The sequence below is a fragment of the Pseudomonas sp. m6p genome (assembly GCF_055760375.1).
Genome location: NZ_CM147084.1, coordinates 561776 through 574200, shown reverse-complemented (window position 1 = coordinate 574200; position 12425 = coordinate 561776). Strand labels below are relative to the sequence as shown.

The window sequence follows — 12425 nt, the reverse complement described above, 5'->3', positions numbered from 1 at the left end:
TCTATGGGACTTAGAGTCAGGCTTGAATGGTATGACAAGAAATCCGAACTATATGAAGGAGAGGAGCTATCGAAAGACTTCGGTGACGATGGATCCGTCATCGAATCACTTGGCATGCCGATCGAGAACAATGTGAACAATGGAGGGTTCGATATGCTTTCGCATTGGGCGGATACTCTTCAACCACATTTCAACCAAGTTATTGATTTAACTCGTTTCGACTATCAGATAGCGTTCGTCTACCGCGACAAGTGGTGAGTACCACAACAAAAAACCCCGACCAGTCACCTGATCGGGGTTTTTCTTTACCGCTCGTTGCCGCTTAGTGCGAAACGCGGCTGGTGCCACCGACGGTGGAGATGCGTACGCGCTCACCGACACGGAACACTTCGTTTTCCTGAACCTGTTGCACGTAGGCGCGCATGCTGCCGTCGTCTTCGCGCACGGTGATTTCCACGCCCTGGGTGCGGGTCAGGCCTTCTTCGGTGGCCGAACCGATCAGGCCGCCGGCCACGGCGCCGATGACCGCCGCAACGATGCTGCCCTTGCCGCCACCGATGGCGCTGCCACCGACACCGCCGACCACTGCGCCTGCAGCGCCGCCGATCGGGGTCTTGGTGCCTTCGATTTTCACCGGACGCAGGGATTCGATGGTGCCCATGCGAATCGTCTGCACACGACGCGCTTCGTCACGGGAGTAGGAGTCACCGGTCAGGCTCGACTGGCAGCCGGTCAGCAACATCGCCATCGTGGAAAAAGAAGCAACCAGCAGAACAGACTTACGCATAGCATCAACTCCAAAAGAACAGGTGTTCATTAAACCCCGCTGCTTGACGCCTGTCACGACGCAGCCCGGATAAACTTGATTTTATTCAGGCCCGGTACAGGCACCTGCAGACCCACCCAACAGTAGCGCCAAATCGCCCAATCCGCCCTGCCAACCCAAGGATTTTCATGGATTACCTGATCATTTTCGTCACCACCGTCGCCGGTCTGTACTTCCATGGGTGGCTGTACGTGCGGATCAAACGCTGGATGGATCGTGATCTGGCCCTGTCGTTGGCGGGCAAGGATGAAGACAAACGCGCCTTCATGCTGCAACGACTGGCCGATGCCCGCGTGCAGAAGATCAAGCGTCGGGACCTGCCGAAGTGGCTTGAGGCCGCTGCGGCAAGCTATCCCGCTCGGTAGACTGCTTAAGGCGCCAGACGTTCAAGAATCCAGTCGGCACCCTGCTGACGGTAGTTCAGGCGATCGTGCAGACGACTTGGACGGCCCTGCCAGAACTCGATGCGCTCAGGCAGCAGGCGATAACCGCCCCAGTGTTCCGGACAGTGCGGTTGCGTATCGCTGAAACGCTGCTCGGTAGCCTTGAGCAGCTCTTCCAGTTCGCCGCGCCCGTTGATCACCCGGCTCTGCGGTGAAGCCCAGGCCCCGAGCCGACTGCCCAGCGGACGCACCTGATAATAAGCATCGGACTCAGCAGGCGTGACTTTCACCACACGCCCTTCGATGCGCACCTGGCGCTCCAGGGTCGGCCAGAAAAACGTCATGGCAGCCAACGGGTTGGCCGCCAGATGCTGGCCCTTGGCGCTGTCGTAATTGGTGAAAAAGGTGAAGCCCTGCTCGTCCAGGCCCTTGAGCAGCAGAATGCGGCAGTGCGGGCGACCGTCCGCATCGACCGTGGCCAGGGTCATGGCGTTGGCCTCCACCGGCGCCTGTTCGGTTTTCACCGCATCGGCAAACCACTGGTGGAACAACGCAAAGGGTTCAGCCGGAGCTTGCGCCTCGGTCAGACCATCCCGGGTGTAATCACGACGCATATCTGCCAGAGCCTGGGTCATGGCGCATTCCTTTTCGTTAGCGGATCACTGCTTGGAAGTATCGCTGGCGGCAACTTTCTTGTCAGTCGTCGCAGCTTTGGCCGGAGCGGTTTTCTTGGCTGGGGTTTTCGCCGGAGCCTTGCTCGCCGCCTTCTTCGCTGGTGCCTTGGCAGCGGCTTTCTTCGCCGGAGCCTTTTTGGTTGCAGGTACGGCGGCCTTCGAAGCGGCCGGCGCCGGGGTAACCGGTTTGGCTGCAGGCTTGACGTCCTGTGCGGCAAGCATCGTGGTCGGTGCGGGCGCCGGCATGTTGTACTTGCTCAGCAGGGCCACCATGGTGTTCTGCGGGGTCACCAGCAGTTCGACGCGACGGTTCAGGGCACGGCCTTCGGCGCTGTCGTTGGCCGCACGCGGGGCATCGCCACCCATGCCGCGCAGCATCAGGCGATCACGCTGCAAGCCGCTCAGGCGGAAAATCGCCGCCACGGACTGAGCGCGTTCCTGGCTAAGCTTGACGTTGGCCGGCGCGGCGCCGGTGTTGTCGCTGTGACCGAGCACCAGGACAGCGGTTTTCGGGTCAGCTTCGAGGATTTTCGCGACATTGGTGAACGGGCTGAGGGTCACCGGCAACAGCATCGCTGGACGTTTCGGGTTGAACGAGCCTTCAACCGGCGCGATCACCACCAGCACGTTGTCACGGCGCTCGAGTTGCAGATTGCTGTCCTTGATCGCTGCACGCAGGCGTGGCTCGTAGTCATCCAGCCAGGCCTGAGTGACTTTCGGGTCAGGCATCGGCACCACTTTGGCCGTGGACTGATCCTTGCCGCCGAACGGCCACCACCACTTTGTGCCGGTGTCAGCATCGGCCTTGGCCACTACCGCCGGTTTTGCTTCTGGTTTGACTTCGGGTTTCACGTCGGCCTTGGCCGCCGCGTCATCGGAGCTGCCGAACGGCCAGTACCAGTGGCTGCTGCTTTCAGCCTTGGCCACAGGTGCGGTCGCGGCAGGTTTGAGCGGGGCTGGGGCTGCGACAGAAGCCGGGGCTGGGGCCGGCTCTTTGGCCGCCACTTTGTCGGAAGAGCCGAACGGCCACCAGCTGCCGCCGTCCGCATCGTTTTTAGGAGTCTGTGCGCAACCGGTGATCGCAACACACAGGGCCAGGGCGAGAGTTTTTTTGGATGACATTGAAAATCCACAAAGTGAAGTAATGAAAGATCAGAGCTCTTTTGCCCGGATAAACAGACGCTTTGAATCAAAAAACCGGATCTGGTTCCAACCCTGGAACCTCATGTAACGCTTTACAGACAAGTGGCAAGTACCCGCGCCAGTTGCTGCGCGCGCGGATCCATCAAGACGTACGGCCCAAGGGTATTTGTCACAAAACCGAATGCGACATCGTGCTCGGGATCAGCAAAACCCACCGAACCGCCCGCCCCCGGATGACCAAACGCCCGCGGGCCGAGGCCATAGGTGGCGTTCGCCATGTCCGGCTGATCGAGCATGCAGCCCAGGCCGAAACGGGTACGGGTCAGCAGGGTCTTGTCTTCGCCGTAACTGTGTTCGCGGGTCAGTTCTTCGAGCATTTCGCTTTCGAGCAGGCTGCCATCGAGCAAGCCAGCGTAGAAACCGGCCAGGCTGCGCGCGTTGCCATGACCATTGGCGGCAGGCTGCTGCATGCGCCGCCATTCCGGTTTGTTGGTGCTGGTGAGCACCGACGGCGGATTGGTGAAGGCACGGGTGGTCATGGCGGTCGGTTCGCGCATGGTCACCTGCAGCAGACGCTGGGCCGCGGCATCGCCGACGTTGCCCTTGCCGCGAGCAATATGTGCCACGCGGTGGAATTCTTCGTCCGCCAGACCGACGTGGAAATCCAGCCCTAACGGTCTGGCGACGCGGGCTACGATGGACTCGCCCGGCCCACGACCGTCTGCACGACGCAGCAACTCGCCGACCAGCCAGCCATAAGTGATGGCGGCATAGCCGTGACCGGTGCCCGGCGTCCACCACGGCGCTTCGGCTGCGAGGGCGTCGACCATGGTCTGCCATTCGTAGAGGGCGGCGGGCGCCAGCAACTCGCGCAGCGCTGGCAGACCGGCCTGATGGCAGAGCAATTGGCGCAGGGTGACGGTTTCTTTGCCAGCGGCAGCGAATTCCGGCCAGTAGCGGGCAACCGGTGCATCCAGTTGCAGTTTGCCTTCGGCCACCAGTTGCAGCGCGGTGACCGCAGTGAACGTCTTGGTGCAGGAAAACAGGTTGGCGATGGTGTCGCTGTACCAGGCCTCGGCGCCGTCCTTATCGGCGGTACCGGACCAGAGGTCGAGGACGGTTTCGCCGCCGACCTTGATGCACAGGGCTGCGCCGCGCTCCTGGGGATCGTCGAACAGTGCCGCGAAAGCCTCGCGCACCGCTTCGAATTGAAGCTCGTAATGACCCTGAATCTGCACCCGCAACTCCCCCGCGAAAACGCTCTACAAAGTGGCCCGCATTGTTCCAGCCCTTGAAGGATTTGGGAACAGCTGCGGGCCGGGTGGTCATTTCAAAGCAAAATCAAAAGATCGCAGCCTGCGGCAGCTCCTACAAAATTCCATTCCCTGTAGGAGCTGCCGAAGGCTGCGATCTTCAAGGCATCAAACCTCAGTGACCATTCCCCGAATGCCCACCCGCATGCCCGGCCCCCGGGCCCTTGCCGGCTTCACCCTTGCGCCCTCCTTCAGCTTCATGACCAGCAGCGGCGGCCGCCTTCTCGGCCTCTTTGCCGAGCTGATCAACCGCTTGCAGATTGCTCTTGCGCACCGCTTCGACGAAACCCTGATACGGCAGATCGGTAATCCCCACCAGACCAAAGTGCCCGTTCTCGCCATCAAGCAGACGCCCGGTTACCGGTTGGTCCAGATACTGGAACCAGTGCACGCCAACAATCGACGGTTCGCTTAACGCCTGTTTGAGGAAGTTGGCATACGCCGGGCCGCGATCTTCTTCCTTCGCCAGTTGCGTCACGCCACCCCAGAACGGGCCGCGATCACTGGAGCCGAAGTTGAACTCGGTAATCAGCACCGGTTTGTCGAGGGCACGCAGAGCGGCGAAGTCATAGCCGTCCTGCGGTTTCAGCGTATACAGGTTGAAACTCAGCACGTCGCAATACTGTGCACAGGACGCCACGGCTTCCGGGGTGCTGGTGGCGAAACGGCCGCCGAGCAGCAACTGATTCGGCGCGTGCCATTTCAGCGAATCGGAGATGGTTTTGAAGTAGGTGTCGGCGAACACCTTCTGGAAGTATTTGAAGTCGTTTTCGATTTCCGGGTGCTCCGGATTCGGCATCGGTGGCACGAAACCCGGGTCTTCCATCAACTCCCACGCCGGCAGATCAATGCCCCAGGCTTTCGACAGGCCCGCCTGGTTGCGGTACTTGTCGCGCAGCTGCTTGAGAAACGCGCGTTTGGCCGGCACGTCGGTGGTCATTTTCAACGTGCCATAGGCCAAGGCATAGCGCGACTGCGGATCATCGCCCGGACCGGCCCAGGCCAGTTCGTTGTCGGCGTAGTAGCCGATCAGCCACGGATCATCACGATGATCGCGGGCGGCGATGGCCACGGCGCGCTCGGTGGCCATGGCGAAACGCGGGTCGAACGGATCAGGCATGCCGCCCCACCAGTCGCTGCCGGTGCTGATGCTGGTGTAGTCGCCGACGATCGACAGCGGCAAGGTGTATGGCACCCGCTCGGCGTCGGCGAGCGCGTCGGCACTCCAGTTGCCGACCGTGTTGAAGCCCCAGGCCTGCAGGCGGTCGAGGGTGTGGGTGGCCCACTTCTGCTGATCGACCGTGGCCTTGCACGGCGCGGCTGGCGGTTCGGCATGCGCCTGTGCTGCGCAAGGTTCGCCGTACAGGCGTTGCAGGTTGGCGCCGTAAAAATCGTACCAGCGCCCGTTGCCATAGCCTCGGCCCTGATCGGCACCGTTGCCGCCACGGTTATCGCCTTCGCCGAAATGACTGGCGAGCGGCTCATCGGCCTTGGGCAGGGATTCGAACATCCACTCACGCCCGGCCACGTAGGTCTGGTTGACCTGCGGGCTGACGGTGTTGACCCCCAGCGAATAGAACGGATGTCCTTCCGGCGTGACGAGATACCAGCGACCATCACGCTTTTCAGTGCGGAAAAAGCCGCTGGCCTTGAACGCCGGCCCTTTATTCCAGCCACCGAACTTGTCCAGCGAAGATTTTTCGCGCTCGGCCAGCCAGGTTTTCAGCTGTTGCTGTTCCTTGGCGGCCACAGATTTCAGTTGTTCGTCGTTGCTGATTTTTTCCGGCCATTTGCTGCGGGCCGACTGCCCGTAGGCGTCCACCAGATTGCCGTAGACGGCCCGGGTCACGGCATCGCCGTCCTGCACACCGAAACGTTCGAGCAGCAGGCTTTGCGCGGCTTTCGGCTGATCCATCCACAGGCTGACCGACACCACCTGGCTGCGATCCAGTTCGCCGCTGCTGCTGGCCAGCAAAATGCGCTGGCCATCGACGGTCATCGGCATCGGCGGCCCGGCCTTCATGCCCTGGCTCAGCGGCGAAGTTGCCACCAGCGGCACCAGCAGGGTTTGCGCAGGGCCGGCCGGCAGGTCAACGCGGCTGGTCAGGGTCTGACCGTTGTTGCTCTGGATTTGCACGTAGACCGTCACGGCCCAGTTCATTGCGCTCTGCAGACGCAGGCTCATCATGCCCGACTGCGACCAGTCCCAGGCGCCGGTTTGTGGGGTCAGGCGCAGGGTCGGGCGGGCTACCGGGTTGAACGTCACCCGGCGCAGCACTTCACCTTCCGGGGTTTGCTCGGCGTTGGCTTGTGGCAGGTCAGTGTTTTCGGTGACGACTTTCACCACATCGGCAGGACGGACGAAGTTGAACAGGGTCTGCTGACCGGCAGGCGCCGCCAGTAACGGAGCGGCAAAGATCAAGGCAAAAACGGCAGGCAACGAGCGGCGAATCATAAGAACGGAGTTCTCCCTAACGACCAAAAGGCCAATGGAAAAGCATGGCAGAGAGATAGACAGCGCGGCGGGCAAAACTGCCCACCGTTGTCTCAGGATATTTCACGACGGAATGGCGGTAACGCATTGAGGATCGCCTTGCCATAGCGCTGGGTGACCAGGCGCCGATCGAGCAAGGTGATGGTGCCGCGGTCTTCTTCGGTGCGCAGCAGGCGGCCGCAGGCCTGAACCAGTTTCAAGGAGGCGTCGGGCACCGAGATTTCCATGAACGGATTGCCGCCCCGGGCCTCGATCCACTCCGACAGCGCCGCCTCGACCGGATCGTCCGGCACCGAGAACGGGATCTTGGCGATCACCACGTGTTCGCAATAGGCGCCCGGCAAGTCCACCCCTTCGGCGAAACTGGCGAGGCCGAACAGCACGCTGGAATCGCCGCCATCGACCCGCGCCTTGTGCTTGTTCAGGGTTTCCTGTTTCGACAGGTTGCCTTGAATGAACACTTGTTTGCGCCAGTCGCGGTCGAGGCCGTCGAACACGTCCTGCATCTGTTTGCGCGAAGAGAACAGCACCAGACTGCCGCGCGAGCCTTCCACCAGGTCCGGCAGATCGCGGATGATCGCCGCCGTGTGGGCCGCTGCATCACGCGGATCAGCCTTGAGGTCCGGCACGCGCAACACGCCGGCGTCGGCATGATGAAACGGGCTCGGCACCACAGCGGTGACGGCTTTCTTCGGCAGCCCGGCGCGCATGCGAAAGCGGTCAAAGGTGCCCAGCGCGGTCAGCGTTGCCGACGTTACGAGGCAGCCGTAGGCGACGTTCCACAGGCTGCGGCGCAAGGTTTCTGCGGCGAGAATCGGGCTGGCATTGACCTCGATGTCGAACAGCGAGCCGCTTTCGGCCAGCGTCAGCCAGCGGGCCATCGGCGGGCTGTCTTCCGGGTCTTCGGCGGTGAACGCGGTCCACAGTTCCCAGTTGCCCGAGGCACGGGACAACAGGCTGCCGAACAGCGGATACCACTCTTCGGCCTGATTGCTGGCGATGCCGATATTGACCTCGCCGTCCATGCCTTCCTTGAGCAGGTCGGTCAGACGGGTGAACAGGTCATTGAGACGTGAATAGCCTTTCTTCAGCTCGATGCCCATCTCGCGCATGTGCTCGGGAATTACCCCGCCGACGAAACGATGGCGTGGCCGCTCGCGGCCTTCAACGTCTTCGCCGGGTTTGAAATCGGCAATCTGCTCGCACGCGGTGAACATGAACTGCTGCTGGGTCTTGATTTCCCGCGCCAGCTCCGGCACCTGCTCGATCAGCTTGCCGAGGTCGCCCGGCAACGGATGCTGGGCCAACAGTTTGGTGAGGTTCTTGGCCGTGGTTTCCAGCCAGTCGGCGGTGGAACGCAGGCGCGTGTAATGAGCGAAGTGGCCGATGGCCTTGTCCGGCAGGTGATGGCCTTCGTCGAACACATAAATGGTGTCACGCGGATCCGGCAGCACCGCACCGCCACCGAGGGCCAGGTCAGCCAGCACCATGTCGTGGTTGGTGACGATCACATCGACCTTGCCCATGCCTTCACGCGCCTTGTAAAAGGCGCACTGGCCAAAATTCGGGCAATGGCGATTGGTGCACTGGCTGTGATCGGTGGTCAGCCGCGCCCAGTCGGCATCTTCGAGAGCGTTGGGCCAGCTGTCACGGTCGCCGTCCCATTTATTGCCGGCGAGTTTCTCGATCATGCTGGTGAACAGCTTCTGACTGGCCTCATCGACCTCGATCTTGAAGCCTTCTTCTTCGAACAGCTGCGCGGTGGCGGTTTGCGCGTGGCCTTCCTGCAACAACATGTCGAGCTTGGACAGGCACATGTAGCGGCCACGGCCCTTGGCCAGCGCAAAGCTGAAGTTCAGCCCGCTGTTGCGCATCAGGTCGGGCAAGTCCTTGTAGACGATCTGCTCTTGCAGGGCCACGGTCGCGGTGGCGATCACCAAACGCTTGCCGGCCAGCTTCGCCGTGGGGATTGCCGCCAGGCTGTAGGCCACGGTCTTGCCGGTACCGGTGCCGGCTTCCACCGCGACAATCGCGGGGTCGCCACTGCGCCGGCCTTCGTCGTCGGTGTCGATATCCCCGAGGACTTTGGCGACTTCGGCGATCATCAGGCGCTGGCCGTAACGCGGTTTGAGGCTCTTGGCTTCAAGAAAACGCGAATAGGCGCCCTGGATCGTGGTTTTGAGTTCAGTGCTGATCATTGAATGTCGGGCGTAAAAACGCTGGATAAATTTTCAGTAGTTCGGATCGGCCGCTATCATACCCCGCTAATCAGTCCCGCGCAGAACGGAGTACCCCAATGACACCTTTTAGCCTCGTTTATCCGCTGCATGTCCTGTCCGCCCTGGTCTGGGTCGGCGGCATGTTTTTCGCCTGGATGGTCCTGCGCCCGGCGGCGGTGAAGGCGCTCGACGGCCCTGCCCGCCTGACTTTGTGGGTAGAAGTGTTTCAAGGTTTTTTCCGCTGGGTCTGGGTCGCGGTGATCCTCTTGCCGATCAGCGGCGTGGGCATGTTGCACTTGCAGCAGGTCGGCTTCGAGACCGCGCCGAAATACGTGCAGGTGATGATCGGACTGTATGTGGTGATGACGGCGCTGTTTATCCGGATTCAGGGTTTGATGCTGCCAGAGTTGCGCAAAGCCGTTGAAGCCAAGGAATGGCCGGTGGGTGCGGCAGTGCTGGGGCGGATTCGCCGGGTGGTGGGGATCAATTTGATTGTGGGGTTGGTGCTGGTGGCGATTGCAGCGGCAAGGCCGATGTTCTGACGACCTGCACTTTTTGTGGTGAGGGGATTTATCCCCTCACCACAATCAAGAAGTGCTGTGTTTAGAGGCGCTGCACAGTCACCGCCCCCGCCGCACCCGTCGGTCCAGGCTGACCATCCGCTCCGGGCTTGCCGTTTTTGCCGCCATCGGCGCGGTACACCAGGCAGCCCTTGGACTGGCCGCCCTTGCCCGCCTTGCCGCCAACACCCGCCGGGCCACCGGCGCCGCCCGCGACATTGACTTTGATCAGCTCAGCCGGAAACTCGCGCGGCACTTCCAGGCGCACCAGCGCTCCCGGCGCTCCCGGCTGGCCATCGCTACCGTTGCTGCCATCAAAACCGTGACCGGCCGCGCCCCAAGTGCAGCCCGGATCTTCACCGTTGCCGCCATCGAGGCCAACAAAACCCGGCGCGCCGGTACCGCCGCGAGCATCCACAAACAGTTTTGGCGCGCTCAAGGCCTTGAACTGCAAATTCAGATTGCGTCCGGCACGGGCGGCTTTCTCATACGTGCCCGGCGCACCGCGCGCGGTGATCAGGCTGCCTTCGGACAGTTCGGCACGGATGACTTTCATGTCCAGCGCCTGTTCGCTCGGGACGATCGCGATGCGTGCTTCGTGACCCAGACGCAATTCGCCGACGGTCAGCTCGGTCACGTTGGCAGGAATCAGCAAGGTGCCGTAGTCCGCGACGTCCAGCCGCTCCAGCTGCAGGGTGCTGGCCGTGTTGGGCAAACGCATCAGGGAATTGGTTTCGACACTGACCACCTGGGCGCAGGCCAGGGGACTGATGAATGCGGCGAGCAGGCAAAGTTTACGCATGGGAAGAAGCCTCCGGAGCGGCCGGGGCCGGGATGGTTTGCAGGTGAAAAACGCCGAACAGCAGGATGCGCAGACGATCGCGCCACGGGTTGGCACGCCCCTTGAGGCGAGAGAACAGCAACTCCAGCCCATGCAGCGCCAGCAACAAGGCGCCGGCCAGATTGACCAGCAGATGCAGCGGATGCACAAACGGCAGCAGCAGATTGACCACCACCACGCACCAGAACAGCAGGGTCAGCAAACGCCCCAGCCCCCAGAAAACCTTCATACGCTCCCCCGTCTCGGAATTATTCTTTGGGCGCACAGTAACGGCTTACGCGGGGGATAAGCCAGAGGGGCAAAAGAAAAAACTTTTGTCAGTCGTCGGATCGCTGCCGGTTCGACGATGATCGTCGCCCGGCAGCTCTAGCCTGCGGACTACAGACAAGTCCTAGCGATTGATATGCAACTCTACCCGACGGTTTTTCGCCCGCCCTTCGTCCGTCGCGTTATCGGCCACCGGCTCGCTCTCGCCGCGCCCTTCACTGGTCAGTTTGGCCGGTTCCAGGCCCTGGCTCAGCAGATACGCCGCCACACTGCTGGCACGCCGCTCCGACAACGCCTGGTTATAGGCCTCCGAACCCTTGCTGTCGGTATGGCCGATGACTTTGATGCTGACCACGTCAGCATTGCGCAACTTGTCCATCAGCGTATCGAGCTGGGCTTTCGCGGCCGGGGTCAGGTCCGACTTGTCGAAATCGAACAACACATTGCCGGCATCGCTGAGGGTGATGACTTCCGATTGCGGTGCAGGCTCTGGCGCTTTTTCCGTGACCGGGTATTGCGGCAGCGGACAACCACGATGATCGACCGGGGTATTGGCCGGAGTGTCCGGACAACGGTCGCGGCGATCGAACACGCCATCGCCATCTTCATCGCCATCCTGGGCATAACAGATCAGCCCGCCGGTAAGGATCCCCAGCGCGGCACCGCCACCGGCCCAGCCGCCACTTTCAATGGCGCCAAGGCCGCCACCGACCAGCCCGCCGATCAGGCTGCAAATCGGCCACGTACGTTGATTGAGGGGGGCGTCGCCGTCGCTGTGAGTGGCGCAACCGGTGAGCAAGCTGCCCAGCAGCAGCACCGGCAAGACGGACCTTGAGAAAACAGTCATTGTGAAAGCTCCTGTGTCACCGGCCCATACCGGTTACACAGGAGTAAAGACGCGCATCCGCGACTGCACAAGCCGCGGATGCGTGAGGGGCTAGCGGACGATTTTGATTTCGGTACGACGGTTCTGTGCGCGACCGTCAGCGGTTTTGTTATCCGCCACTGGCTGGCTTTCACCCATGCCCGACACCGAAACGAAGCTGGCACGCGGCACACCTTGCTGGATCAGGTATTCCACCACCGAGTGCGCACGACGATCCGACAGTTTCTTGTTGTAGGCATCGCTGCCCACGCTGTCGGTGTGACCGGTCACGGTCAGTTGCGCCGTGGACGACTCTTGTTTCAGGCGCGTGGCAACTTTGTCCAGCACCTGTTTATCAGAGCCGGTCAGGGTGGCTTTGTCGAACTGGAAGTGCACATCGCGGATGACGATGGTTTCTTCCTTGACCACAACCGCCTCTTCTACCACAGGCGCCGGGGCTGGTGGAGGGCAGCCGTCAGCATCGACCTGCACGCCTTTAGGCGTGTGCGGGCACTTGTCGCGGCTGTCAGGCACACCGTCGCCGTCTTCGTCGCCATCACCGTGCACCCAGCAATAGGCCGCTGCCGTACCGCCGACCAACAGTGCGCCGTAGCCGGCCCACGCCGAACTTTCCGTCGCACCGAGACCGGCCCCGACCACACCGCCGACCGCCGCACAGGTCGGCCAATCGGTTTTCTGCAAACCTGCGCAACCAGTCAACACACTGGTTAGCAGAATCAAAGGTAATGCTGTCCGAACTATGCTCATCTGGTTTTCTCCTGAGGGATCGGCTTAGAACCGATTCACGGAGTAAAGACCGGAGTTTTAATCTCCGCCAGC

The 12425-nt window shown here is 61.7% G+C and carries 13 protein-coding genes; 3 read left to right on the top strand and 10 right to left on the bottom strand.

Translation table 11 applies throughout. From position 1 onward, the window contains the following. Nucleotides 1-3 precede the first annotated feature (3 nt). The gene (locus ACYZUM_RS02660; RefSeq protein ID WP_108181889.1) at nt 4-258 is read left to right on the top strand and encodes a colicin E3-like toxin immunity protein; all 255 of its coding nucleotides are present in this window, start codon (nt 4-6) and stop codon (nt 256-258) included. A 64-nt stretch (nt 259-322) separates the two neighbouring features. Here the strand turns inward: ACYZUM_RS02660 and ACYZUM_RS02655 are convergent, their stop codons facing one another. Further along, nucleotides 323-787 (bottom strand): outer membrane lipoprotein, encoded by a 465-nt coding sequence (locus ACYZUM_RS02655; RefSeq protein ID WP_007969461.1) that lies wholly within the window; start codon nt 785-787, stop codon nt 323-325. 167 nt (nt 788-954) lie between these two features. Between ACYZUM_RS02655 and ACYZUM_RS02650 the strand changes: the two genes are divergently transcribed. Beyond that, nucleotides 955-1191 carry a hypothetical protein gene (locus tag ACYZUM_RS02650; protein WP_047292092.1) on the top strand — a complete coding sequence of 79 codons (237 nt, stop codon included), beginning with the start codon at nt 955-957 and terminating at the stop codon, nt 1189-1191. A 5-nt stretch (nt 1192-1196) separates the two neighbouring features. On the opposite strand, the gene pdxH is transcribed toward ACYZUM_RS02650, so the two are convergent. The 5 genes from pdxH to dinG form a co-directional block, all read right to left on the bottom strand. Beyond that, complete coding sequence (gene pdxH / locus ACYZUM_RS02645; protein ID WP_041070601.1) at nt 1197-1844, bottom strand: pyridoxamine 5'-phosphate oxidase; 648 nt, start codon at nt 1842-1844, stop codon at nt 1197-1199. A 24-nt stretch (nt 1845-1868) separates the two neighbouring features. Then, entirely contained in the window at nt 1869-3005 is a 1137-nt protein-coding gene (locus ACYZUM_RS02640) for an OmpA family protein (RefSeq protein ID WP_108181888.1), read from the bottom strand. Between the two features lie 113 nt (nt 3006-3118). Further along, the gene (locus ACYZUM_RS02635; RefSeq protein ID WP_108181887.1) at nt 3119-4264 is read right to left on the bottom strand and encodes a serine hydrolase domain-containing protein; all 1146 of its coding nucleotides are present in this window, start codon (nt 4262-4264) and stop codon (nt 3119-3121) included. Between the two features lie 190 nt (nt 4265-4454). After that, complete coding sequence (locus ACYZUM_RS02630) at nt 4455-6794, bottom strand: beta-galactosidase (protein ID WP_108181886.1); 2340 nt, start codon at nt 6792-6794, stop codon at nt 4455-4457. A gap of 92 nt (nt 6795-6886) precedes the next feature. Then, on the bottom strand, nt 6887-9031 hold the full coding sequence (gene dinG / locus ACYZUM_RS02625) for an ATP-dependent DNA helicase DinG (RefSeq protein ID WP_041070609.1): 2145 nt from the start codon (nt 9029-9031) through the stop codon (nt 6887-6889). Nucleotides 9032-9129: 98 nt separating this feature from the next. On the opposite strand from dinG, the gene ACYZUM_RS02620 reads away from it, so the two are divergent. Beyond that, a complete protein-coding gene (locus ACYZUM_RS02620) occupies nt 9130-9594 on the top strand; it encodes a CopD family protein (RefSeq protein WP_041070611.1) in 465 nt (154 codons plus the stop codon). Between the two features lie 61 nt (nt 9595-9655). Here the strand turns inward: ACYZUM_RS02620 and ACYZUM_RS02615 are convergent, their stop codons facing one another. The 4 genes from ACYZUM_RS02615 to ACYZUM_RS02600 form a co-directional block, all read right to left on the bottom strand. Further along, nucleotides 9656-10414, bottom strand: a complete 759-nt coding sequence (locus tag ACYZUM_RS02615) for a hypothetical protein (protein ID WP_108181885.1) — start codon at nt 10412-10414, stop codon at nt 9656-9658. Further along, complete coding sequence (locus ACYZUM_RS02610; RefSeq protein ID WP_047292079.1) at nt 10407-10682, bottom strand: DUF1145 domain-containing protein; 276 nt, start codon at nt 10680-10682, stop codon at nt 10407-10409. Before ACYZUM_RS02610 ends, ACYZUM_RS02615 begins: the two co-directional genes overlap by 8 nt. A 162-nt stretch (nt 10683-10844) precedes the next feature. Next, nucleotides 10845-11567 carry a PA1041 family peptidoglycan-binding anchor lipoprotein gene (locus tag ACYZUM_RS02605; RefSeq protein WP_108181884.1) on the bottom strand — a complete coding sequence of 241 codons (723 nt, stop codon included), beginning with the start codon at nt 11565-11567 and terminating at the stop codon, nt 10845-10847. Nucleotides 11568-11657: 90 nt separating this feature from the next. Further along, nucleotides 11658-12353 (bottom strand): PA1041 family peptidoglycan-binding anchor lipoprotein, encoded by a 696-nt coding sequence (locus tag ACYZUM_RS02600; RefSeq protein ID WP_041070618.1) that lies wholly within the window; start codon nt 12351-12353, stop codon nt 11658-11660. Between the last annotated feature and the right edge of the window lie 72 nt (nt 12354-12425).